This is a genomic window from Paenibacillus kobensis NBRC 15729 (assembly GCF_004000825.1).
GTDB lineage: Bacteria > Bacillota > Bacilli > Paenibacillales > Paenibacillaceae > Paenibacillus_T > Paenibacillus_T kobensis.
Genome location: NZ_BILZ01000043.1, coordinates 27,684 through 51,929, shown reverse-complemented (window position 1 = coordinate 51,929; position 24,246 = coordinate 27,684). Strand labels below are relative to the sequence as shown.

General features: G+C 52.0%; 22 protein-coding genes and 6 tRNA genes. 23 read left to right on the top strand and 5 right to left on the bottom strand.

The genetic code is table 11. The features are described 5' to 3' along the window. Positions 1-7 precede the first annotated feature (7 nt). The 6 genes from PKO01S_RS20900 to PKO01S_RS20875 all read left to right on the top strand — a co-directional run bounded on the left by PKO01S_RS20900 (position 8) and on the right by PKO01S_RS20875 (position 542). Positions 8-81, top strand: a tRNA-Trp gene (locus PKO01S_RS20900). Between the two features lie 17 nt (positions 82-98). Beyond that, a tRNA-His gene (locus PKO01S_RS20895) sits at positions 99-174 on the top strand. Positions 175-181: 7 nt separating this feature from the next. Further along, a tRNA-Gln gene (locus PKO01S_RS20890) sits at positions 182-256 on the top strand. Between the two features lie 7 nt (positions 257-263). Beyond that, a tRNA-Gly gene (locus tag PKO01S_RS20885) sits at positions 264-338 on the top strand. Between the two features lie 4 nt (positions 339-342). Further along, positions 343-416, top strand: a tRNA-Cys gene (locus PKO01S_RS20880). Between the two features lie 44 nt (positions 417-460). Continuing rightward, positions 461-542, top strand: a tRNA-Leu gene (locus PKO01S_RS20875). A 267-nt stretch (positions 543-809) separates the two neighbouring features. Here the strand turns inward: PKO01S_RS20875 and PKO01S_RS20870 are convergent. Then, complete coding sequence (locus PKO01S_RS20870) at positions 810-1,937, bottom strand: peptidylprolyl isomerase (protein ID WP_127533382.1); 1,128 nt, start codon at positions 1,935-1,937, stop codon at positions 810-812. A gap of 169 nt (positions 1,938-2,106) precedes the next feature. On the opposite strand from PKO01S_RS20870, the gene PKO01S_RS20865 reads away from it, so the two are divergent. From PKO01S_RS20865 to PKO01S_RS20815, 11 genes are all read left to right on the top strand, one after another. Further along, positions 2,107-3,861, top strand: a complete 1,755-nt coding sequence (locus tag PKO01S_RS20865) for a sensor histidine kinase (protein WP_127533381.1) — start codon at positions 2,107-2,109, stop codon at positions 3,859-3,861. A gap of 54 nt (positions 3,862-3,915) precedes the next feature. Beyond that, the gene (locus PKO01S_RS20860) at positions 3,916-5,535 is read left to right on the top strand and encodes a response regulator transcription factor (protein WP_127533380.1); all 1,620 of its coding nucleotides are present in this window, start codon (positions 3,916-3,918) and stop codon (positions 5,533-5,535) included. Positions 5,536-5,670: 135 nt separating this feature from the next. After that, the gene (locus PKO01S_RS20855) at positions 5,671-6,600 is read left to right on the top strand and encodes an ABC transporter permease (protein ID WP_127533379.1); all 930 of its coding nucleotides are present in this window, start codon (positions 5,671-5,673) and stop codon (positions 6,598-6,600) included. 44 nt (positions 6,601-6,644) lie between these two features. Beyond that, positions 6,645-7,565 (top strand): carbohydrate ABC transporter permease, encoded by a 921-nt coding sequence (locus tag PKO01S_RS20850; RefSeq protein ID WP_127533378.1) that lies wholly within the window; start codon positions 6,645-6,647, stop codon positions 7,563-7,565. Positions 7,566-7,689: 124 nt separating this feature from the next. Then, entirely contained in the window at positions 7,690-9,264 is a 1,575-nt protein-coding gene (locus PKO01S_RS20845; protein WP_127533377.1) for an ABC transporter substrate-binding protein, read from the top strand. 339 nt (positions 9,265-9,603) lie between these two features. Further along, positions 9,604-9,894 (top strand): LiaF transmembrane domain-containing protein, encoded by a 291-nt coding sequence (locus PKO01S_RS20840; protein ID WP_127533376.1) that lies wholly within the window; start codon positions 9,604-9,606, stop codon positions 9,892-9,894. Between the two features lie 42 nt (positions 9,895-9,936). After that, complete coding sequence (locus PKO01S_RS20835) at positions 9,937-10,617, top strand: PspA/IM30 family protein (RefSeq protein WP_127533375.1); 681 nt, start codon at positions 9,937-9,939, stop codon at positions 10,615-10,617. Next, a complete protein-coding gene (locus PKO01S_RS20830; protein WP_127533374.1) occupies positions 10,614-11,111 on the top strand; it encodes a PspC domain-containing protein in 498 nt (165 codons plus the stop codon). The genes PKO01S_RS20835 and PKO01S_RS20830 overlap by 4 nt, the downstream gene beginning before the upstream one ends. A 1-nt stretch (position 11,112) precedes the next feature. After that, positions 11,113-11,799 carry a PspA/IM30 family protein gene (locus tag PKO01S_RS20825; protein ID WP_127533373.1) on the top strand — a complete coding sequence of 229 codons (687 nt, stop codon included), beginning with the start codon at positions 11,113-11,115 and terminating at the stop codon, positions 11,797-11,799. An 89-nt stretch (positions 11,800-11,888) separates the two neighbouring features. Then, the gene (locus PKO01S_RS20820; RefSeq protein WP_127533372.1) at positions 11,889-12,875 is read left to right on the top strand and encodes a sensor histidine kinase; all 987 of its coding nucleotides are present in this window, start codon (positions 11,889-11,891) and stop codon (positions 12,873-12,875) included. 15 nt (positions 12,876-12,890) lie between these two features. Next, entirely contained in the window at positions 12,891-13,571 is a 681-nt protein-coding gene (locus PKO01S_RS20815; RefSeq protein ID WP_127533371.1) for a response regulator, read from the top strand. Between the two features lie 31 nt (positions 13,572-13,602). Here the strand turns inward: PKO01S_RS20815 and mobB are convergent, their stop codons facing one another. After that, a complete protein-coding gene (gene mobB, locus PKO01S_RS20810) occupies positions 13,603-14,166 on the bottom strand; it encodes a molybdopterin-guanine dinucleotide biosynthesis protein B (RefSeq protein ID WP_127533370.1) in 564 nt (187 codons plus the stop codon). A gap of 158 nt (positions 14,167-14,324) precedes the next feature. Between mobB and PKO01S_RS20805 the strand changes: the two genes are divergently transcribed. Beyond that, positions 14,325-15,734 (top strand): molybdopterin molybdotransferase MoeA, encoded by a 1,410-nt coding sequence (locus PKO01S_RS20805; RefSeq protein ID WP_127533369.1) that lies wholly within the window; start codon positions 14,325-14,327, stop codon positions 15,732-15,734. A gap of 21 nt (positions 15,735-15,755) precedes the next feature. On the opposite strand, the gene PKO01S_RS20800 is transcribed toward PKO01S_RS20805, so the two are convergent. Together PKO01S_RS20800 and PKO01S_RS20795 are read right to left on the bottom strand one after the other, a co-directional pair. After that, positions 15,756-16,460: a hypothetical protein gene (locus PKO01S_RS20800; RefSeq protein WP_127533368.1), complete on the bottom strand. Its 705-nt coding sequence runs from the start codon at positions 16,458-16,460 to the stop codon at positions 15,756-15,758. A 124-nt stretch (positions 16,461-16,584) separates the two neighbouring features. Further along, entirely contained in the window at positions 16,585-16,941 is a 357-nt protein-coding gene (locus tag PKO01S_RS20795) for a hypothetical protein (RefSeq protein WP_127533367.1), read from the bottom strand. Between the two features lie 166 nt (positions 16,942-17,107). On the opposite strand from PKO01S_RS20795, the gene PKO01S_RS20790 reads away from it, so the two are divergent. The 4 genes from PKO01S_RS20790 to PKO01S_RS20775 all read left to right on the top strand — a co-directional run bounded on the left by PKO01S_RS20790 (position 17,108) and on the right by PKO01S_RS20775 (position 22,092). Beyond that, on the top strand, positions 17,108-18,010 hold the full coding sequence (locus tag PKO01S_RS20790) for a YwmB family TATA-box binding protein (RefSeq protein WP_127533366.1): 903 nt from the start codon (positions 17,108-17,110) through the stop codon (positions 18,008-18,010). A gap of 136 nt (positions 18,011-18,146) precedes the next feature. After that, complete coding sequence (zwf, locus tag PKO01S_RS20785; protein WP_127533365.1) at positions 18,147-19,703, top strand: glucose-6-phosphate dehydrogenase; 1,557 nt, start codon at positions 18,147-18,149, stop codon at positions 19,701-19,703. 151 nt (positions 19,704-19,854) lie between these two features. Next, positions 19,855-20,487, top strand: coding sequence for a cyclase family protein (locus PKO01S_RS20780; RefSeq protein WP_127533364.1), 633 nt, complete (start codon positions 19,855-19,857; stop codon positions 20,485-20,487). Positions 20,488-20,508: 21 nt separating this feature from the next. After that, complete coding sequence (locus PKO01S_RS20775) at positions 20,509-22,092, top strand: peptide chain release factor 3 (protein ID WP_127533363.1); 1,584 nt, start codon at positions 20,509-20,511, stop codon at positions 22,090-22,092. A gap of 59 nt (positions 22,093-22,151) precedes the next feature. Here the strand turns inward: PKO01S_RS20775 and PKO01S_RS20770 are convergent, their stop codons facing one another. After that, a complete protein-coding gene (locus PKO01S_RS20770) occupies positions 22,152-22,931 on the bottom strand; it encodes a WD40/YVTN/BNR-like repeat-containing protein (RefSeq protein WP_127533362.1) in 780 nt (259 codons plus the stop codon). Between the two features lie 268 nt (positions 22,932-23,199). Here PKO01S_RS20770 and PKO01S_RS20765 point away from each other — a divergent pair, with 268 nt between their 5' ends. Further along, the gene (locus tag PKO01S_RS20765; protein ID WP_127533361.1) at positions 23,200-24,243 is read left to right on the top strand and encodes a LacI family DNA-binding transcriptional regulator; all 1,044 of its coding nucleotides are present in this window, start codon (positions 23,200-23,202) and stop codon (positions 24,241-24,243) included. Positions 24,244-24,246 lie beyond the last annotated feature (3 nt).

The following is a 24,246-nucleotide window of genomic DNA, read 5'->3' as shown; positions in this document are numbered from 1 at the left end:
TTTACATAGGGGCATAGTTTAAAGGTAGAACAAAGGTCTCCAAAACCTTTGGTGTGGGTTCAATTCCTGCTGCCCCTGCCAATTTCTTTTGTATCATGGCGGTCGTGGCGAAGTGGTTAACGCATCGGATTGTGATTCCGACATTCGGGGGTTCAATTCCCCTCGATCGCCCCATGAATGTTGGGGATTAGCCAAGCGGTAAGGCAACGGACTTTGACTCCGTCATTCCCAGGTTCGATCCCTGGATCCCCAGCCATTTAAATGCGGAAGTGGCTCAGCGGTAGAGCATCGCCTTGCCAAGGCGAGGGTCGCGGGTTCGATTCCCGTCTTCCGCTCCATTACGGCGCCATAGCCAAGCGGTAAGGCAAAGCTCTGCAAAAGCTTTACCCCCAGTTCGAATCTGGGTGGCGCCTCCATCTTTTTCCTTAGATTAATCTAAGGAAGAACAAAATAATGATTAGCCGGTGTGGCGGAATGGCAGACGCGCGCGACTCAAAATCGTGAGGGAAACCGTGGAGGTTCGAGTCCTCTCACCGGCACCATTACTTAGAATGATTGAACTCTTGTGTACCTAGTACATAAGAGTTTTTTGCTATTTATCAGCTGAAATATTGATAGGCGGGTCTGGGTTTGGAAATATACAATGCAGTTGAGATCGTAAAGTGAACCGCGACAATGTATGGTAAACGAATATCTTTGATCGTGTTGCTTTAATGACCTCACGGCATAAATAAGGGCATATACGCTGAGCATCGAATGATGTCAGGTCGTATATGCCCTTATTTATTTTGTAATAAAGAGGTAACGACTTATTGAGTCTTTTCTGTACCTGCTTCACCAGCTGCCGCTTCTTCTGTATCTTTCGTCAGATAGTTCTCGATCTTAGCTTGCGAATGGAGATCCGACAAGAGCGTTTGGGACAACTGATAAATTTGCTGCGTCGTCAACGTATCTTTAATTTCTGCTTGTTTGTCTTCAAACGTAGGTGTAACCGCATCCTTATGATCAGTTACTTTGATGATGTGATAACCATAAGACGTTTGAATCGGTTGGCTTGTTTCGCCGACTTTAAGCTTGAATGCAGCATCTTCGAATGCCGCTTCCATCTGGCCGCGGCCGAAGTAGTTCAAGTCGCCGCCGTTGTCTTTGTTGCTTGTATCGAGCGATTTCTCTTTCGCGATGGTTGCGAAGTCGCCGCCTTCGTTCAGTTGCTTGAGGACGGCTTCTGCTTCTTCTTTCGTGCCTACCAGGATATGCGATGCACGAACTTGCTCAGGCGTTGCGAACGAAGCTTTGTTCTGCTCGTAGTAATTTTTAATGTCTTCGTCCGTTACTTTGACCTTAGGCGCGAGCAATTTGCGGTATTGTGCTTGTTGACGAAGATCTGGCCCCAAATCTTCAACCGTCATGTTGTATTGCTGCAGCGCTTGATTGAACGCGTCTTCGCCGCCCATGTTCTTCTTAAGTCCTTCAAGCTCATGGTCCATATCTTCTTGCGTGATCTTAATGCCGTTCTTCTCGGCTTCTTGATTAATTAGTTCGTAGTTAATCAGGTTGTCGAGCGCTTTCTGGCCATTGCCGCCAGGCAGGAGAGCTTCATACAGCTGGTTCTGTGTGATTTCTACTCCGTTAACATCAGCGACTGCTTCCGTACCGCCTTCGCCGCCCGTCGAGAATGCTTTGATTGCAACAATGATGAATGCAACGAGAAGAATAGCTGCCGCGATCCAGCCGCCGGCACCAGAGCGCTTAGGCGCGTTGTCGCTGCTAGCGATCGATCGGTTCGATCGGTCGGCTGCTGCCTCATCATCAATTGCTTCTTCTTCGTCTTGCCCGGACAGCTCGAAGCTTGTCCCATTCGTATCGTAAATGTCAGTCTGTTCCTGTGCTTGCTCGTCCGGCTGCGACAGATCGCGCCGTTTGTTGTCTTCCGTCATAATTGCTTGTTGCTCCTCTCTAATGTTTAAAAATGGGTGACCCCTTCTTAATACTATACCAGAATCTATAGGCTCTAACCTTAATCACAAATAAAAATCGTAAGAGGAAATGAATCGATTGGGTCGAATACATAAAAATGCAGAAAGTACAAAGAAATGGAGAGCTACTATGGCATTAGTACAGTCGCTAAAGGTTAAGCTTCTGCTCAGCTTCGTTGCTGTCATCGTTCCGTTGGTGTTGTTTATGATCGTTAATACGCTCTATGCCAAAGAGGTTGTCCGTGACAAAGTGTCCGAGACGTACCGGAACACGCTGGACATGTATGTGAAGCAGACGGATATCAACTTGAAACAGGTAAGTGATTATTTGATGAAAATGGCCGTTCTGGATAGTGAAGTCGGTCTGCTCAGCTCTTATGAATACGGTTCAGACAATTATGTACTAACGAAGGTCAGCATCTACAATAAGCTTAACCGGGACGTAGGCTTTTATGATTTGATCGATACGTTCTTCTTATACAGCAACAAAGACGTGATCATCGGAACGAGAAGCAATAATTATGAGATGATGAAAAGCTTGCTTCGCAGACATGTGCCGAGTATTATTGCAAACGATTCCAACAATCCGGCCCAGGTCAAATGGCAGGTCGCCAAGGATGAGAATATTCCAGGCAATTATATTATTATTAAAGCCATTCATGTTACGGACAGCCTATATGTCGGTGCAATCATCCGAGCCAAGGATATAGCCGATAAGCTTGCCGAGCAGCAAGGCGAGAATACGTTCAGCCAGCTGTATACGCTGCAGAACAATCGAATGTCGATACCGCTTAGTGAAGTGCATTTGCCGGTTCAGCTGAACGGGATGGAAGTGAACGTCCGCGATCCCTACATGACGATAAAGGGCGAGGACGATAAATATTTGGTTATGGCGAAAGTGAGCGAAGCGGTTGAACTTGCCTTTTCAGTGATGCTGCCGGAGAAGTCGATTTTGCAGAACCTTCCGTTCTTTCAGATGGCGGTGTTTTTCCTGCCGGTAGGGATTTTCATTATATTGATGCTGTATCTCATATTCGTTCAGAAAATTATGTTCAAGCCTCTAGGCGAGCTGATTCTAGGAATGAAGAAGATCTCGCTCGGGATGCTGGACGTTCGTCTTCAATCGGATAAGACAGTCGAGTTCGTCTTCTTAGCCAATACGTTCAATACGATGGCAGAGCAGATTAAGACGCTAAAGATCGGCATGTATGAGGAGCAGCTTCGAGTAAAGCAGGGGGAATTGAAGCAGCTGCAAGCTCAGATCAATCCGCATTTCTATATGAACACCCTTAATATCATCTATAACTTCGCCGCTTTGAAGGATCATGAATCGGTCAAAAAAATGTCGCTTCATCTGGCCGACTATTTCCGCTTTATTATGCGGGCGAACCGGGACACGATCACCCTTGATGAAGAACTGCGGCATATCGATAATTACATTACGATTCAAGAGCTTCGTTTTCCGAACAAACTGGTCATTACATACGATATCCCTGAGCCGCTTAAGAGTTATCCGATTCCAGCGTTAACGGTACAGCCGTTCGTAGAAAACTCGATTATTCATGGTTTCAAAAACCGCAAGCAGCTGTTCGTCATCCATATTTCGGTCGTACAAGATACGGAACAAGGCGGCGGCGGGTTCCTGCTGTCGATTTCTGACAACGGTGTCGGGTTTCCGGTCGAGGTGCTGGAGAAATTGCGGGACGGCATACCGCTTCCGGAGGGAGAATCCAGCAGGCTTGGCATTATGAATGTGGCGCACCGGCTTAACCTTCATTATGGAGAGGGTGCGACGATCAAGTTCGCTAACCGGGAAGACGGTATGGGATCTGTCATTACGATCAAGTTTCCGAATATGACCGATCGGCAAGCTGCCGCTATATAGAGCCGTATTAAAACGGAATAGACTCTCTGAGTCGATAGAGGGGGCGTGAATCATATGGGATACAATTTGCTTATCGTAGACGATGAGGAAATTGCGATCAAAGGAATCGTGCACGGGCTGGACTGGAGCTCGATGCCGATCGCAAATATTTATACCGCTTGCGATGCGGAGGAAGCGCAAAATTATTTTCGAGAGCATACCATTCATGTCCTGTTATCCGATATCGATATGCCGAATCAAACCGGTATCGAGCTGCTTAGCTGGGTTAATGTACATTCAGCGATGACGAAGACGATCCTATTGACGGGCCATGCCGACTTCAAATACGCGCAGCAGGCGCTGCAGCTCGACGGATTTGATTATTTGCTTAAGCCAGTCGACCACAGTCATCTGCAGAACACGCTGCTGCAAGCTTTTGATAAAGTTCGGATTCAGGAGGAGCACGACGCTTTTCATCGCACTTACGAGCTGTATTACCAGCAGTGGCAGAAGCAGCTTCCTGTCATGGCGGAGCGTTTGTGGCAGGATGTCATTCATTGGCGGCAGTCTGTCGCGCCTCAACAGTTGAACCCGCAGTTGAAGCTGTATGGCATCCCGCTGCAAGCGGACTCTCCGATCATGGTCATCCTAATAAGCATTGAGCAGTGGCAGGAAGAATGGTCGGCGCGTGATGAAGAAATTATGACCTATGGCGTGAAGAATGCAGCGGAAGAAATTATATTGATGAACGCGCGCGGCGAAGTCATTCAAGATGCCAGCGGCGCATTGCTCGTGCTGCTCTATGAGCCGGATGCTGTCGCGAAGGCCGAGCTCGATGCACGGTGCCGTCAATATATCGATCAGTGCAGCGCGTATTTGCACTGCCGATTGTCCTGCTATGTAGGCGTTCCGGCACCGGTCACATCGCTGCGTGAAGTGGTTCAGCATCTGAATGAGCTGGAGAAACGCAATCTGACCGATACATGCACAGTCGTTCATGTTCAGGAGAGAGACCGTTCGAAGCAGCAAGCGATGTCGGCATCGCATCCTCCGCTGGCGGATTGGGCGGTCTTATTGGAATCGGGCAAGCGGACGGAACTGGCCGCGAAGATCGATGAGTTTTTTAATCAGCTGCTGGAGGAACAAGAAGGTATTGATTACGCGCATATCGTGTCGATCTATTTCGGCATCGTGCACACGATTTTCCAGACGTTCCAACGCAAGTCGCTTGCTGTAGACAAAGCGTACCCTCATCGGGAATGGGAGGACGGCGGGCAGGCGCTGAAATCACTTCAAGGACTCAAAGCGTGGGCGTTAACGGTGTGCATGCAGGCAGCTGAATATATGCGGCAGAACGGCAAAGACGTCTCCAATATGGTTCGGAAGGCACAGCAATATATCGAGGAGCATCTCGATGAAGATATAAGCAGAGAGAGGCTGGCCGATTATGTCTATCTCAACCCGGCTTACTTATCCCGCCTGTTCCGGAAGGAAACCGGACAGTCGATTACAGATTACACGACGGACCGCAAAATCGTGAGAGCGAAGGCGGAGCTGGAGAACGGCAACAACCGCATCAGCGATATCGCTGTGTCGGTCGGATACAGCAATTTTTCACACTTCTCCAAACTTTTCAAGAAAGCAACGGGCTTAACGCCTCAGGAATATCGACGAATATTCCAGCATGTCGACTAAAATAATCAAATAAGTCACAACAACGTTAATAAGGTCACGGTGCGAATAGAGCTCCGTGGCTATTTTTTTTACAATGAAATAGACGAAAGAGGAAGACCCGGATAGGGCACTAGGAAAGAAGCAGGAGGAAATTGGATGGCAATCAGGAGTAATTTACGGAAATACGGGATGTTTTACTTAATGATGTTGCCCGGCTTTTTGATTTTGCTTGTGAACAACTACCTCCCGATGGCTGGTATCGTAATCGCCTTCAAGAGTATGACGTACCAGCATTCCAACATACTGTTGAACTTTGTCGACAGTGAGTGGGTCGGGCTCGAGAACTTCAAGTATTTGTTCAAAACAAGCGACGCATGGATCATTACAAGAAATACCTTGCTCTACAACTCATTGTTTATTGTGCTGAACTTAATTATCCCTGTTATCTTCGCGATAATGCTGAATGAGCTTCGGAGTAAGTTTCTGGCACGGTTTCACCAATCGATTATTTTCTTGCCTTACATCTTGTCTTGGATCGTAGTTTCGTACCTGGTATACGGCTTGCTTCATGACAAGAACGGCTTCGTCAATACGACGATATTACCAGCGTTTGGCGTAGATCCGGTTCAATGGTATTTCAAAGTAGAAGCATGGCCGTACATTATGCCTCTGGTCAATACGGTGAAGAATGTCGGTTATTATATGGTTATCTACATGGCAGCGATTATCGGAATTGATGATGAATATTACGAAGCAGCGACGATTGACGGCGCGAACAAATGGCAGCAAATTATGAAGATTACGATACCACTGCTTATCCCGGTCATGATTATTATGACGCTGTTGCAGATCGGCCGTATCTTCTACGCCGATTTCGGATTGTTCTATCAGGTACCGAAAGAATCTGGTCCTTTGTTCCCGGTCACGAACGTCATCGACACTTACGTATATCGAACGTTCATTGCAATGGGCGATTCCGGATTATCATCAGCAGCAGGTTTGTATCAGTCAACTGTCGGATTTATACTCGTCTTCCTATCGAACTGGTTCGTAAGACGAATCGACAAAGACAGCGCTTTGTTCTAAATTAGCTGTTACACAGGCCAATGCAAATTTTTAGGAGGTAGCACATGGAAGCCCCTGTTGAACGCGCTCCCTCTAAACCGGTCAATTCGTTGTCGCCGGTAGGAGATTGGACGATCAAAATCATATTCTTTATATACTCTGCTCTCTGTATATTCCCGATACTTCTGCTAGTGATGGTATCCCTTTCGAACGAGTCAGATGTCATCGTGCACGGCTATAAATTTATTCCCACTAAGATTGATCTAAGTGCCTACAAGTTTGTCTTTTCTGACTGGGAAAGCATAGCGCGCGCATACGGCGTATCCGCGTTCGTCACAGTCGTTGGTACGGCATTAAGCTTGATCGTAATGGCTTTATATGCATATCCGATCAGCCGGCCGGACTTCCCGCAGCGCAAATTCTTCACTTTCTTCGTGTTCTTCACGATGTTGTTCAATGGCGGTCTCGTGCCATGGTACCTCATATATGTAAGATTCCTGCATCTGAAGGACAGCATATGGTCGCTTATATTACCGCTAGTGATGTCGGCATTCTTCGTCTTGATCATCCGTACGTTCTTCAGTACAACGATACCGGCGGCCATTATCGAGTCCGCTAAGATTGACGGTGCTGGCGAAATGCGTATCTTCTTCAGGATTGTACTGCCGCTGTCAACACCGGTGCTCGCTACCGTTGCTCTGTTCAGCACATTGAACTACTGGAACGACTGGTTTCTCAGCTTAGTCTTCATAACGACGGAAAAGAACTACAGCTTGCAGTATGTCATGTATAAGACGCTGACGAACATCCAGTATTTGACGCAGCACAGCGATGCAATCGCACACATTGGCGGAGCAACGAAATTCCCGAGCGAAACCGTTCGGATGGCGATGGCAGTTGTCGGTATCGGTCCGATCATATTCGCCTATCCATTCTTCCAGAAATATTTCGTAAAAGGACTTACGGTAGGCGCTGTCAAAGGATAATGCTGTTAAAATCAAATGAAGAGAAGAGGGCGGCCAAGCCGCCGTCCTCTAACCGCTGGCTGTAACCGGTTACAACAATCCGGTTTAGCATATATATCCATTACCAATGGGAGGTCAATTGAAAATGGTTAAGGCAAAGAAAAGTGCATTGGTACTCCTGATGCTTGCCCTTGCGCTCACGCTGGCATTGTCCGCGTGCGGCAAGAGCGATGACAAAGAGGAGACGAAGAAAGAAGAGACAACAACAGCTTCGACAGACGAGACGAAGGCAGAAGATACAACGAAGACTGAGCCTGCTCCTGCTGAGAACGCTGCAGCGAACCTGAAAGAGTATAAACTCGTATTTACTTACCCAGGTACGCCGCAAAAGGACGAAGCGGTTATTGAAGAAGCAGCTAATAAAATTTTGAAAGAAAAAATTAACGCAACGATCGACCTGCAGCCGATCGACTGGACGGCGTGGGAAGATAAAGTAAACCTGCTGATCGCTTCCCGTGAGAAGGTAGATATTTTCTTCACGGCTCAATGGAGCAAATATGCGGTTAACGTAGGCAAAAATGCCTTCTTGGATCTGAAACCGCTGTTGGAGCAATACGGCAAAGATATCACGAGCACGCTTGATCCGGTATTCCTGGATGGCTCCAAAATCAACGGTATTAACTACGGAGTACCGACGGACAAAGAGCTCGCAGCACAAGGCGGTATCGTGTATCGTAAAGATATCGCAGATGAACTTGGAATCGACATGAGCAAAGTGAAAACGATCGCAGATCTGGACGCAGTATTCGCTACGGTAAAAGCTAAACGTCCTGAGTTGACGCCGCTGTACCTGCTGAAAGGCGAAACGTTCGATTCGCACTACCTCGGTAACTTTGACGCTCTTGGTGATACGGCTGTACCTGGTGTTATTCTTAAAGACTCGACAGATACGACGGTTAAAGCAAGCTACGACCAACAACGTTATGTTGATACGCTGAAACTTACGCGTGACTTCTTCACGAAAGGCTACATCAACAGCGACGCTGCAACGACGACGACGATGAATACGGAGGCACTCAAAGCAGGCAACGTATTCGCAATTACGCAATCCCTCAAACCTGGTAAAGCGAAAGAACTCGAAACGTCCCTCGGTCTTGGCGGCAAATTGGAACAAATCGAATTGAATGAGAAAACGGTTTCGACGGGCGAGACGGCTGGTTCGATGCTTGCGATCTCGACGACGTCCAAAGACCCTGCACGTGCAATGATGTTCATCAACCTGCTGCACTCGGACAAAGAGCTCAACAACTTGTTGAACTTTGGTATCGAAGGCACGCACTATACGCGTGAAGGCGAGATTATTACGCCTGCTGCTAAAGCAGCAGACTATTCCCCAGGCGCAGCTTGGATGTTCGGTAACCAATTCCTGAACTATGTGTTCAATAATGAAGCACCTGACAAATGGGATCAATTCCGTAAGTTCAACGAAGGTCCTAAAGTATCGCCAGGACTCGGCTTCGTCTTCAACAGCGACCCTGTGAAAGCGGAAGTAAGCGCAATCGTTAACATCGACCGTCAATATCAAACGGCTCTGGAAACGGGCTCGGTTGATGTAGACAAAGTGCTTCCGGAGTACAAGGACAAATTGATCAAAGCCGGCGTTGAGAAAATCGTCGCTGAGAAGCAAAAGCAGTTGAACGAATACTTGGCTGCGAAGTAAGCAACTTATTGGTTGTTAACCGTTATGCAGTAAGTAGCTGACGGTAGCAATAGCATGACGCAGTAAATGGCAGCACCTTGGATTTATCGTATTTCGTAATTCCCCCTCACCCAATTGATGCACCCTCCCTGACATGGGAGGGTGCCTTTTCTATAATTAGAGCCTATTCCGCAATGAATTCCATTGGTCTGAGTGTCGCTTAAGCCTATAGTTTGGACGGTCCCCCGACCTAGGTCCAGTCACAAAAACAGCCGTGGGTCTGTTTTGAACCAATGCGTTATCACCTAGAATAAGGACATAAGGTTCACACAAGAACAACGAAAGGCGGTGAAGATAGAAATGAATATGAATTCGACAAAAGGAATCGTATTAATCGTCATCGGCGCAATCATCGCGCTGCCACTTCTGGGTATCGCATTAGGCGGGATTATCAAGTTTTTGTTCCCATTCATTCTACTCGGTCTTGGGGTGGTCGGCTGGCGTAACGGAAACAAAGTAATTGGCGGATTGCTGGTCGGCTTCGGCGGATTGTTGGTACTGAGCAAATTCAGCCACCTGATTATGTTGCTGATTGCAATCGCACTTGTCGTGTACGGTGTGTCGCTCGTGAAAAGCAAACGTAATTACTAAACATAAGCAATATCCATTGTGATAGAAGGAGGGGCGGAGCCGATGAGTATCATGAGAAGGGTACGCGATATAACGGTAGCAACGCTGAACGAACGATTAGAGAGTGCGGAAGATCCGGTTAAGATGATCGATCAGTTTCTATGGTCGACACGAGAAGAGATCATTCAGTGCGAGAAGCTGTATCAGCAATATGCAGGACATAACAACCATTTGAAAGCGCAATGGCTGCAAGCGGAACAAACGAAAGAGAAGCGGGAACAGCAAGCGATGACGGCGCTTAAGGCGGGAGAAGAGAACCTGGCCCGCATCGCATTGCTCGAGAAGCAGTCCGCGGAAGAACGTTCGGTTCAATACCGCGAGCTGTATGAGCAATCGAACCAGAACGTACTGGATCTGGAAGAGCAGCTGCGGGAACTTCGGAATGAGTATCAGAGCGTCTATGACAAACGTGAATACTATGCAGCTCGAATGGAATCGCTGCGGTTGCAGCAACGAATGAACGCACGTTATGGTGCGCAGGGCCAAGAGCCGGTGAGCATGTTCCGGCGGTTGGAAGACCGGATCAACGACATGGAGCTTGAGGCGAAGAGCTTGCGGGATCTCCGCCGGATCGGCACCGAGTTTCTTACGGAAACGGGCCAACGCGTACAATCCGTTGTCGAGCGTGAGCTCGAGCAATTGAAACGGAAACTGGAGAAAGAAGGGTGGTCGTCCTCCTCATGAGTAAGATGTATCGGTCAAGTCGGGATAAGAAGCTGTTCGGACTATGCGGCGGATTAGCAGAATGGATGGGCGTAGACGCTACACTGATCCGAATTCTGATGATCGTGCTGGCCGTGTTCTCCGGAGGAACCATCATTCCGATTTATATATTGGCTGCATTCGTCGTACCGAAAGATCCGTATTACACGAATCCGAATTACGGATACGGCGGCTATGGATACGGTCAAGGCAACCGTCCTTTCGACGGCGGCTATGGCCAAGCAGGCGGATCGCAAGGACACAACGGCTTCAACAACGGACCGCATTATGGCGGACCGGGTCAACAAGCTGGCGGTCCATACACGAATCCCCCGCAGCAACCGCCATTTGGCAGCAGCAAACCGGCGTCGAGCCAGTTGGACTCGATGATGGAAGATTTGGAGCGCAAGGCGCTTCGCAAAGAATTGGATGAATTGAAAGCTAAACTCGCAAAGTATGAGAAGGGAGAGTTTTAAGATGGGTATCTTTAAACGCATGAAAGATTTGACGAAGGCTTCGGTGAATGAGTTATTGGATAAAGTGGAAGATCCGGTTATTATGCTGAATCAATATCTCCGCGACATGGAGGAAGAAATTCGCCAAGCGGAAGTAACGGTAGCGAAACAATTGACGAACGAACGCCGTATGAAACAACGTCTGGAGGAAGCGGTCAGCACTTCGGCAGCTCTTGAGACGAAGGCAGAAGCGGCACTGCGTGCCGGTGCAGAAGAACAAGCGCGCAAGCTGCTGGAAGACAAAATCGCTTACGAACAGAAAATTCCGGAATATACGGAGCTTCACGCTCAAGCGAAAGTGCAAGCTGATGAGCTTATGCAGCAACTGCACGGCATGAAGGAACAATTCTACCAGCTCCGCAACAAACGTAATGAGCTGGCGGCCCGCGCTCAACTGGCGAAGGCAAAGAAACAAATGGCAGAGCTGTCGTCTACGCAGCAATCGATCGGCCACGGCAGCGCGGCGCGCGGCTTTAACCGGATGGAAGAGAAGATTATGCAGCTCGAGGCTGAAGCAGAAGTACTTCGTACGCCGCATGGATTCCATGGCGGAGCTATCGGAACGACGATCGACTTCGAGAAGCGTGTGAAAGTCGACGAGCAGCTTGAAGCGTTGAAGAAGAAATTGAACAGCGGCGCCGAGCAATAACGGCCAGCTGATCGATAAGGGCGGACCGCTATGAGCGGACCGCCTTTCGGCTTGTCTAATTGCTTAGGGTAGAAGGAGTACGGTTGCCCATGTCCGATAAGAAGAAAGAGCCGCAAGCCCAATCGAAGCGCAAAAGCCAGGCCGCAGAGTCCATTATTTGGATGCTGATCGTGATCGGATTGCTGCTGATTGTGCTTCAAGGGATCGGCTACTTGGAAGTGTTCACGCTGCAAGGGCGCGGCGCTATCATCGCGCTTGCAATTATCGCGGTTGCGCTTGCGGCTGCGGCGTTAAACAGCTACTTACAGGGGCTAAGGCTGAAGGAGGCGCTTAGTCGTCTCGCGGACCGTCAGCACCGCCGTCTGCCGCTCGTGACGCTTGACCGGGCAGAAGACGAGGAGTCCCGCAACATCGACGACGTGGAAGCGGACGTGATGTGGGAAGAGAAGGTCAAATTCTCGGCTGTCATCGAGGAGAGACAGAGGCTTGCACGGGAGCTTCATGATGCGGTTAGCCAACAGCTGTTCGCGATTTCGATGACGGCTACGGCTGTCGGACGGACGATCGAGAAGGATTGGGAGCGGGCCAAGCGCCAAGTTGAGCTGATTGAGGAAATGGCTGCGGTGGCGCAATCCGAAATGCGCGCGCTGCTGCTTCATTTGCGTCCGGTGCATCTAGATGGTAAAAATTTAGGTGAGGCGCTGCAGGTGCTTGTTGCGGAGCTTCAACAGAAAACGTCGATGACGATCCATCTGGTGGTGGAAGGCGAGATGATGCTCGACACGCAATCGGAGGACCATCTGTTCCGAATTGCGCAGGAGGCGATCTCCAATACACTCCGCCATTCGAAAGCGCAATCCATGACGATACGGCTGACGGGCTATGGCAGGCAGGTTCAGTTGACGTTCTCGGACGATGGAGTTGGATTCGATGTCGAAGAGAGAAAACATTCTTCGTACGGCTTGCTGACGATGGAGGAGCGGGTGCTCGAAATGGGCGGGTCGCTGGAGATCGAGAGCAAGGTGGGGGCGGGGACGATGATCGATATATGGATTCCGGCGAGAGCGGCGGAATAAGAGGAGACGAGGAAGATGGAAACGGTCGGACATAGAAACGAGACGGAAATCGGGCAATCGATTAAAGTGCTGTTGGTTGACGATCATGAGATGGTGCGGATCGGCCTGGCAGCGGTATTGGATACGGAGGACGGAATCGAGGTCGTTGGGGAAGCTAGCAATGGGTTCGACGGCATCCGATTGGCACAAGCCTATAAACCTGATGTCGTGCTGATGGACCTTGTGATGGACGGAATGGACGGGGTCGAGACAACCCGTAAAATTTTGGAGCTGTATCCGGACTGTAAAGTGATCGTCTTGACCAGTTATTTGGATGACAGCAAGCTGTATCCGGTCATCGAAGCAGGAGCGTTCAGCTACTTGCTCAAGACGTCCCGGGCGAACGAAATCGCGGATGCGATTAGAGCGGCTGCCCGAGGACAATCCGTATTGGAGTCGCAAGTAGCGGCGAAGATGATGAACCGGTTCCGTCAGCCGCAGCAGACGGCTGCCAAAGCGCATGAGCAGCTGACAGAGCGCGAGATGGATGTGCTGAAGCTTGTCGCGCAGGGCAAGTCGAATCAGGAGGTTGCAGACGAGTTGTTCATCGGCATTAAGACGGTGAAGTTCCACGTCACGAACATTTTCTCCAAGCTCGGTGTTGACGACCGTACGCAAGCGGCGATCTACGCTCACAAGCACGGATTGGCGGAATAGGCGATACGTTTGCGTTACATACACCTCAAGCTCATAAGGGACTAGGTTGATTAGAGGCTTCGTCTCGTATGTGTTGAAGGATGCGGAGTATCTGATCCGTATCGTTCAGACCGATGACCGGAAGCTTGTCTGGCCGGTCATGAAGCGAGGCAGTGACCGTTTCGGGCGTGTCCGGCCAGACAATTACGGCGGCGGGGTTGCTTAGGCTGCCCGCCAGACCTGCGTCTTCGATGGACCGGACGATAATTAGCTTCGGATAGTCCGCTGTTTTGAACCCTTCCGCCAATATCCAGTCGACATGGCTGCAGCGTTCGGCCAGCTGTTCAAGCGAGAACGGCTCACGCTGCAGCATGGCCGTCCGATGGGGCGAAGTAATGATCGTCATGTCCGCGCCGGCTAGCGTATGTTTCCATGTGTCGGTTCCTTCGTGATCGATATCGAAATCGTGCGCGTCGTGCTTAATCGTTGCGACTGTATATCCGCTTTGTTTTAGACTCTCCGTTAACCGGCAGACGATCGTCGTCTTGCCGGTATTTTTGTATCCGACGACTTGGACGACGACGGGGCGTTTCCCCGAATGGCTGTTGACCGTCATAGAATGCCTCCTGGACGTGGCTTAGCCCGCGATTAGGCCTGTAATACGTCGATTGTAGCACCTTGCGCTTCCGGCTGAAAGTATGGGGATGAGGTAGAGCCGGCGTCCGTCATTTGATACAATAACAATTAGTGGAATATGAAGGCGGTGACTCGGATATGGGAGCAAACGGAACGGAACTTCAGGACAAGCTTGGCAGCCGGTTTCGCCGGCGGTCGGTTAAAGTGGCAGAAGCCCAGTCGCGGATTATGGAAACGGTTGAGGCATGGATGGAGAGGAAGGCAAGAATGGACATGGTGCCGCTTCATCGAAGCGGAGGCAGACGAGCGGCACGAAGGATGCATGCGACATGCGATTGGCCGCCGTTCGATCGCTCAGGCGTAGACGGCTTCGCCGTCAGAGCCGAGGAAGTGGCCGGCGCGGCGCCTGATTGTCCAGCCGTGCTCCGCATTGCCGGAACGGTTGCGGCAGGCGATGCACCGGAGGCGCTTATGCCTGGCACAGCGATGCGGATTATGACCGGAGCGATGATTCCGGAGCAGGCTGATGCGGTTGTTATGCTGGAGCAGACGGTCGACGCGGAGGCTGGCGCGGCGTCCGGCATCGAATTCAGCAGACGAGCGGGATCTGCAGATGACGGATACGTCCGGATCAAGCAACCGGCGCAGACCGGCCAGCATATTGCTCCCCGCGGTGAAGAGCTGCAGAAGGGTGCACCGCTCATCGAACGGGGCGAGCTTATTCGGCCGGGCCATGTGGCATTGCTTGGCACATTCGGTTATACCGAAGTGCCGGTCTGCGCGCGTCCACGCATCGCAATATTCGCGACGGGGAGCGAATTGCTGCCGGTCGGACAGCCGCTGCGTCCCGGACAAATCCGAGACAGCAACAGCGCGATGCTGGCGGCTATGGTGGAACAGAGCGGCGGAGAAGCGGAGATGTACGGGAGCTTGCCGGACGAGCTGCCGGCTGTTCGGGAAGCGTTGCGCGAGGCGTGGGACACCGCGGATATCATCGTAACGACAGGCGGCGTATCGGTGGGCGATTACGATGTAATGGCCGAGCTGATGCGTTCCGTTCTGAGACGGGACACCGCTCGCGGCCTGCGTGAGAGCGGCGGAGATGAGGAGTTGCACCGCATCGACGCCGCGGATGGTGAGGATGAGCTGCTGTTCAATCGTGTATCGATGCGTCCGGGCAGTCCGACATCGGCCGCCCGGATAGGAGGCAAGCTGCTGTTCGCTTTATCCGGCAACCCCGGTGCTTGCTTCGTCGGCTTCGAACTGTTCGTTAGACCGGCGCTGCTCGCTCTGCAAGGCGAATCGAAGCCTCTTCCCAGAGTTGTCCAGGCGCGGCTGGCCTCCGGCTTTGACAAGGGGAGTCCGCATGACCGGTATGTACGAGTTAGTCTGCGTGATAGCCAAGGTTACAGGATTGCGGAACCTCTTGGCTTCGCGAAGTCCAGCATGATGGTTTCGATTCCGGCAGCGGACGGGCTGGCGCTTATTCCTTCGGGATCGGCAGGCGCGGCAGCAGGGGAGACCGTAGATATATTGCTGATCCCGTAGCAGGGGGGAAGGGGAGGGCGCCTAGCCTTTTACGCTGAGCAGCAAGCTTACTCGTTGCAATGCCTGCATACGCATGAACGGGGAATAGACCGTGCCCACCGTGCTGTGCAATTGCGTAAGGACATCTGAATCTAACAAGGCAGAAGCGGGCGAGCGCTCAAGGCTCTCGATGACGAGCCTCAGTGCCGAGGCAGCGCCATGACGTCCGAAGACAGCATTCATCACTTCTTGCCCGCCTCGTTCGCGTTTCGACAGACGGTTGTCCCGACGGTTGGAATGCGTGTCCGATGATTCATAAACGAGGAAGTGCTCGTCGAGGACAATCCCGCACTGTTGAATGTGCGGGGGAGTGAACGGCTCGATTAACGCTTGCCGCCAGCTCCGGCGAAGAGCAGGATGTTCATCGAATACGAGCAAACAATCATTCAGCTTATCGATGAGCGGATGGATGCAGCGGTGTTCGGCTTCAGAGCTGGATAGCTCATTACGTCTAAATGCAATGGCGCCTCGTTCTAAAGCTCCTTTCAATCCAGCGATCCGCAGCATGAGTACCGCAACGGATTGGGCCGCATCAACAGCGGCAGAATGCCGCCGCTGCTCATCCGCACCGGAATGAACGAGCGGGTCATGCTCGTCCAGAAGACGGTAATCGGCGTAAGGCCTGGAACGCTGTACGCGAGTGATGGCCGGTGTAGGGGTTGAACGGGCAGACGGGTAGATTCTCATCTTCAATCACCTCCTCCTCCTACAATAGCGGACCTTCGCTGCAGAAGGTGGCGGTTGGTGTCGGAAGGCGCGGAGCTTTCGGCTGCGCGCCTGTCCGACTGACTGCAGGCTGCTCCTGCTTGAATTATAATAGGAGGAACAGGAAGGCTATAAGCGCAAGATCAACGGCGAATGCAGCTCCCCATGGATTGTAGCCGTAGCCGTCGTAATAGGACTGAGTCTGAGCCTTCGGCAACTCATCTTGGAGAGGCTGTTCTTTTTCTTTCTTCTTCGACTTCGTTTTCTTGTTCTTGCTGGCTGAATCCGATGTATGTTGATCGATGTACGCTTGGCCGGAAGACTGGCCGTTCAGCATGACGCGTCCATTGCGGCAGTGCGTCAATATGCCGACATGACGGCGGCCGTCATGAGTAACGATACATACCGGAAGCCCGCAGAAACGAGATATATATTCTTCATTTAATGGATAGATCGGTTCCATTTCGTTATGCACCTCCTAGTTCTAAGCCCATCTTATGCAGGCGCAGGCTTCTGCGCATAGTCAAGTACCTAGACGGCTTCGTCTATTGAACGCCCATTTATTCCCCTCTGCCTATGCATGGTTATCCGGTTATTCGCCCGAATCGGACAAAAGGAGCTGATCTTCGGTGAAACGCCAGTCGGCGGCTCGCAAGCCGAGCCAGAGTCTTATCCCCGTTCTAATCGCGGCAGCAGTCTTAGTCGCAGGCGCAATCTTCGCGACGAATCTTCGAACGGACAAACCGGAAGGATCCGCGGCAAGCGATCTTTCGTTCATATGGAAGCTGTCTTCACAGCTTGTCCCGCAGGGGGCGGCAGACGACCGCAGTTGGCTTGTTCGATTCGATGCTGAAGAGATGAGGGACGGTGATGTGCTGCGTGCCGCCGGTCTGCTTGGTTTGCACCGCAGCGAAGGAGAAAGCACAGGAGATCAGGAGACGGAGCCCGACAATGCACAATCTAAGCCGGAACAGGGGCAGGAACCGGAGCAGAGGCTGGCTTACGAGGGCGAGCTCGTTCTGAAGCGTGCTGCGCAGGAAGGTGGGGCGCACTCGAAAGTTCCCTCCGTACAAGCCGACTCGGTTACCGTACCGGTTGCCATGTATAGGAGCGGCGGCGCAAGCGATGCGGTCGTTATCTTACAACCGTCCGCACCGCTTGCGGCGGATGAACTGGAAGATGCAGCCCGTCTAGTGGAAGAAGCGCTGCAGAGGGTTGGAGGCAAGTACAGCTGCAGCTTTCGAGTAACCGGATCCGCAACTATTCAGGATATTCATGATACGTCAGCAATGACTCGCTTGATGTCCGGCGTAATCGAAGAAGCAGATGCTAAGCTCGTGGAGCGGTACGAAGACGATGAGGGCGCCTCCATTAGCGAAACGTATATGTCGCCTCATATCCATGCTTCGATTGAGACGAAAGGGAAGCGGGCAAACTTGCAGTTGTCCGTTCATCGCGACAGCGAGTCGGATGCGGCGGACTGGGTCATCGGGGTGCCAGTCATTACGGGGGATTATACGCTTGCGAAGTAAGTCCATCGATTATCTTTATTTAGGGGTACCATCAGTTTTTTTTATGATACCCTGAATGGCGCAATATGGCTGAATATGCTACACTAGATTTTACATGATAGGAGTATGAGAGTAGAGAAAGGGAAGAAAAAGGACCATGACGAGCAATGTAAAATTGGAGCAACAGGCCGCTGAGGGCGCGGTTTATTATCTGTTCGGTGCAACAGGAGACCTTGCGAAGCGCAAGCTGTTCCCGGCGCTGTTCAGCCTATATAAAGAAGGCAAGCTGGCTGACAATTTTGCCGTTGTCGGTCTTGCCCGCCGTCCGCGTACGAACGATCAATTCCGTACGGACGTCTACGAGTCGATCGTTGAATTTTGCCGCTATAAAGCGGATGATGCAGCATTGTGGAACAAATTCGCTGAGCATTTCGTCTACATGTCCCTTGATATTAACAACGTAGACGGTTTCCGCGAGCTCGACAAGCTGTCGTCTGAGCTGGATAAGAAGTTTGATATTCCAGGCAACCGCTTGTTCTATCTTGCACTGGCGCCGGAACTGTTCGGTCCGGTATCGTTCAACCTGCGCGACGGAGGACTTCTGGATACGCATGGCTGGAAGCGTCTCGTTATCGAGAAGCCGTTCGGCTACGATCTGGAATCGGCCCGCAAGCTGAACGCTCAATTGAGCCAAGTGTTCAAGGAAGAGGAAATTTACCGCATCGACCACTATCTCGGCAAAGAGATGGTACAGAACATCGAAGTAATCCGGTTCGCGAACGCGTTCTTCGAACCGCTCTGGAACAACAAACATATCGCCAACGTACAGATTACGCTGTCCGAGACGGTCGGCGTCGAAGACCGCGGCGGCTATTACGATAAATCCGGCGCTTTGCGCGACATGATGCAGAACCATATGCTTCAAATGCTGACGATGATCGCGATGGAGCCGCCAAGCCGTCTGCAGCCCGAAGATATCCGCGACGAGAAGGTGAAGGTGCTTCGTTCCCTTCGTCCTTATAAGTCCGGCGACGACGTTCGTGCGAACGTCATCCGCGGGCAATACTCGGAAGGCTCGTTGAACAACAAGCCGCTTGTCGGTTACCGCCAGGAAGATTCCGTTAATCCGGAATCGGTCACGGAAACCTACTTCGGAGCGCGTGTATTCGTGGACAACTTCCGCTGGGCTGGCGTTCCGTTCTATATCCGTACGGGCAAACGCATGCCGGTGAAGACGACTGAAGTCGTCGTTGAGTTCAAGAATGTACCGGAGAACGTACTGTTCGGTTCGCGCGAGGACGTAGGTCCGAACCTGCTCGTCATCCGCGTTAACCCAATGGAAGGCATCTACATTAAGATCAACGCGAAGCGTCCGGGCTCGGACAACGACGTGCAGCCGGTAGCGATGGAATTCTGCCAATCGTGCCAAGTCGGCATCAACACGCCGGAAGCTTACGAGCGCCTGATCTTCGATGCAGCGCGCGGCGAATCGACGCGCTTCACTCGTTGGGACGAAGTTGCACAAGCATGGACGTTCGTCGATCCGATTGCCAAGGCATGGAGCGAGAGCAAATCCGACCTCGCATTCTACTCGGCAGGCTCGTGGGGACCGAAAGAGATGACGGACATTCTGGAGCAAGACGGCTTCCGTTGGTGGCCGGTCAGTGGCCAGGAAGAAGACAATGTCATCTGGATTTCGGGCAGCCGCAAGTAATTCAATTACACGGTAACGGGTATCATTAAACATAAGCAACGGTCGCAATCCGGCCGGTCGACGAGACTTGTTTCGTCGGCCGGCCTTCGGACTGTTTCAGAACATCATGCGTTAGCCGGGTACGCACCGGCGGCGGAGAGGACGGCACATCGTGTTCAAAATATACGATATTTCGATGACGGTTCATGAAGGCATGCAAGTATGGGGCAATTCTCCCGGTAAACAACCAATCGTTCAGAACGTATCGAGCTTCGACGATGGCGGAGTGTATGAATCGCAATTGACGTTGAACGTACATACCGGCACGCATGTCGATGCGCCTCTGCATATGCTGGAGGACGGCGCTACCATCGAATCGATCGGGTTAGAAGAGCTGGTCGGGCAAGCTCGCGTGCTTGATCTTACGCATGTAGAGGATTCGGTCTCGAAGGCTGATCTGGAAAAGTACGGCATTCAGAAGGGTGAATGGATTCTGCTGAAGACGCGGAACTCGTTAAACGAGAGCATGACGTTCGACGACCATTTTGTCTATGTGAATGAGGAAGCAGCCCGTTATTTGATCGAATGCGGCGTACGAGGAATCGGAGTCGACGGGCTTGGAATCGAGCGGTCCCAGGAAGGCTATCCGACGCACCGCCAGCTGTTTCGCAACAACATTGTAATCGTCGAAGGATTGCGGCTTAAAGCGGTTCAGCCGGGCAACTACTTTCTCGTCGTAGCCCCGCTCAAGCTGACTGGAGTCGAAGCGGCACCAGCAAGGGCCGTGCTGATCGGCGGCATTTAGTATAATCGAAAGGACGTCATTATGAGCGTATCGTTGAAGGAAGAAATATCGCAGGAAGTGGAGAAAAGGCGCACGTTCGCCATCATCTCTCACCCGGACGCCGGCAAGACGACGCTGACGGAGAAGCTGCTGCTGTTCGGCGGCGCGATCCGTGAAGCGGGATCGGTCAAGGCGCGCAAAGCAAGCCGCCACGCAACGTCCGACTGGATGGAGATCGAGAAGCAGCGGGGGATCTCCGTTACGTCTTCGGTCATGCAGTTCGACTATAATGGGCACCGGATTAACATACTGGACACGCCTGGCCACCAAGACTTCAGTGAGGACACGTACCGGACGCTGACGGCAGCGGACAGCGCAGTTATGCTTATCGACGTCGCGAAAGGTGTCGAGCCGCAGACGATTAAGCTGTTCCAGGTGTGCAGCAAGCGCGGCATTCCAATCTTCACGTTCATCAACAAGCTGGACCGTGAAGGGCAAAGTCCGTTCGATCTGATGGAAGAGATCGAGCGCGTACTGGGCATCCGTTCGGTGCCAATGAACTGGCCGATCGGGATGGGACGCGATCTGTGCGGCGTATATGACCGGATGAAGAATCAGGTCGAGCTGTTCAACGGCAAAGACCATTCGACGATCGAGGTTCGCAAAGTCGATGACTATAACGATCCGATCATCCGCGAGATGGCCGGAGATTTCATGACGGATCAGCTGATCGCTGATCTGGAGCTGCTCGACGTTGCAGGTGACCAGTTCGACTTCGAGAAAGTAAGCAAAGGCGAGCTGACGCCAGTCTTCTTCGGCAGTGCGGTTAACAACTTCGGCGTGCAGACGTTCCTGGAGAACTTCCTGCAGCTGGCGCCGAAGCCGGCTTCACGTCAGACGACAGATGGTATCATCGAACCGACGAACGAGAAGTTTACAGGCTACGTCTTCAAAATCCAAGCGAACATGAACCCGGCTCACCGCGACCGGATCGCGTTCCTCCGGATCTGCTCTGGCCGGTTCGACCGCGGCATGAGCGTCAAGCATGTGCGTGCAGGCAAGGATATTAAGCTGTCCCAGCCGCAGCAGTTCTTGGCGCAGGACCGGGATATTGTTGAATCGGCATATCCTGGCGACATTATCGGTCTGTTCGATCCGGGCATTTTCCGGATTGGCGATTCGCTGGCACAAGGCGGCAACGTCGAGTTCAACGAACTGCCGACGTTCTCGCCGGAAATTTTCGCTAAGGTGACCGTTAAGAACGCGCTGAAGCATAAACAGTACCAGAAGGGCATCGACCAGCTGACGGAGGAAGGCACGATTCAAGTGTTCCGTACGACGAGCTTCGAGGATACGATTCTCGGCGTTGTCGGCCAGCTGCAGTTCGAGGTGTTCGAATACCGGATGCGCGCGGAGTATGGTGTTGAAATTCAGCTGCACCGGATGACTTATCAATTCGCACGCTGGATTATCGACGACAAGATCGATCCTTCGAAATTCCGTATCAACTCAACGCTCGTGAAGGACAAGAAGGACAATTATGTCGTTCTGTTCGAGAACGAGTACGCAATGCGGACCGCAATGGAGAAAAATCCGACGGCGAAGTTCTTGGAGACAGCGCCTTAAATACAAAAAGGGTGGAGCTAGACGTTGACCGTCTGCCCCACCCTTTTACTATGACCGCATTAAATCTGCCCCCACGTTCCGTCCCCGGAAGTATGAAGAATCCACTTCTCATGATTCATAACAATCGTGTACAGGCCATCGTCGGACAGCGCCCATGAAATCTCGTTATGGCTGCCTTGCTGCTCGTCAATAATCGGTGTCCAATGAGCCCCTCCGTCATCCGTTATGTAGAGCAATGAAGATGCCGCTACCGGGCGAATGATGAGAATGCCTTCATCGGCGGATGCGAACTTAGGCGGGTAGACATACAATTGAGTCGATTGCAGCGTCTCGGGCACGGTTACCGCTTCCTCCTGCCAGGTGCTCCCGCCGTCATGGGTTGTGTATAGGCCGACTCTTCCGTCCCATGGAGCATTCGTCGTCATCCAGCCATCCGATTCGCTCGTAAATACGATGCCAGATTTCATTCCTCCGGGCAAGGTGCTGTCTTCTTTGTTAGAGCTAGCGATCTCGGTCCAAGTCTGTCCGCCATCGGTTGTTCGGTACAATACCGTATCTTCACGGAACATCCCGTATGCGCTATAAGACGCTTTCCAGCCGACTTGATCGTTAAGGAAATAGGATTCTTCCCGTACTTTGACCACACCGGTTTCCTGCGAATCGGATTCAGAAGATGCCGAACCTGCATTTTCTTGCTGCTCGATCTTGCTGCTGCTGGCTGTAATAGTGGACTTGCTTACAGGGGCTTGTTCAGCAGCCTCCTTATGATTTAACGAGCAGCCTGATAGCAGAGCTGCGGTAAGCGTGCAGAGAACGATAAAAGGTAATGTTCGCCTCAATGAAGGAGCCCTCCATCTTATCCGTGATCTTCCAGCGTAATATTGGACGCGGCGAACCGCTATTTTGTTTCACATAAAAACCGCCGCGTTTGGGACTTGGAAATGCTCTATAATGGCTCGATTGGTACGGATTAGTCAGGAACAACGGTGTTATCTGAAAAGACGCATGTTCTCGCATGTTCTCACTTGACATGGAACCGTTAACATGACAAAATGTACGCGTGTACATTAATCATAATCATGATATTCAGCAAGGGGCGTAATACATGTGAGACAACAAGTAGCGAAGCTGGCCGGCGTGTCGGAGGCCACGGTATCCCGTGTACTGAACGGCGTCGGTCCGGTAAAAGAAGAGACGAAGCAGCGGGTGTTGGCGGCTGCGGCGGAACTTGGCTACGTACCGAGTGCGCTGGCGCAGCGATTCGCTCGTAAGAAGAGCGGCAATCTCGGCGTCGTGCTGCCTTATATGGCGAAGGTATCGTTGTTCTCGACGTATTACTTCTCGGAGATGCTAGGCGGCATAGGCTCGGAAGCGCAAGCGAGGGGCAACGATCTGCTGCTGCTGTTCCGGGAGACGGATCAGCCGAGAGATTATACGGCATTGTTCCAATCCCAGAAGGTCGACGCACTTATCATTCTGGGAGCCCGAGACATGCCGCTCGACCGGCAATCGTTCGAAGAGCTGGCCCGGGAAGGTTATCCGTTCTGCGTATTGAACCAGCGCTACGGTGAACGCGGAGAGGTTCCTCCGTTCCCGACGATCGATGCCGACCATTGGTCGGGCAGCCGGGAGGCTGTCCGGCATCTGATCGATATCGGCTGCAAGCAGATTGCGTTCATCAACGGACCGGCTGACTATTCGAACAGTACGGACCGGCGGGACGGATACTTGAGCATCATGGAGCAATCGGGACTGCCGGTGCAGGAGCGGCTTATGCTTACGGGCAATTACAGCCGGAAGAGCGGGTATGAACTGGCGCCGCACTTGGCGGATCTGATCGCTTCGGGTCAAGCCGATGCGATCTTCGCGGCGAACGACCGTATGGCGATCGGCGCGATGCAAGGGCTGCGTGAACGCGGGCTTGAAGCGGGCCGGGATTACGCGCTGTGCGGGTATGACGATGCGGATGCCGCACGCATGGCTTGTCCGCAGCTGACGAGCGTCGCGGTTCCTTTTCACGAGATGGGACGGGCTGCTGCCGAGCAACTGCTCGCCGGAGAAGGCGAAGAGCGCGCAGCCGCATTGTCGTCGGAGCTTCCGGTGCGGCTCATTGTCCGGGAGTCGACGGGACAGTACAAGCCTCAATCTTAAGCA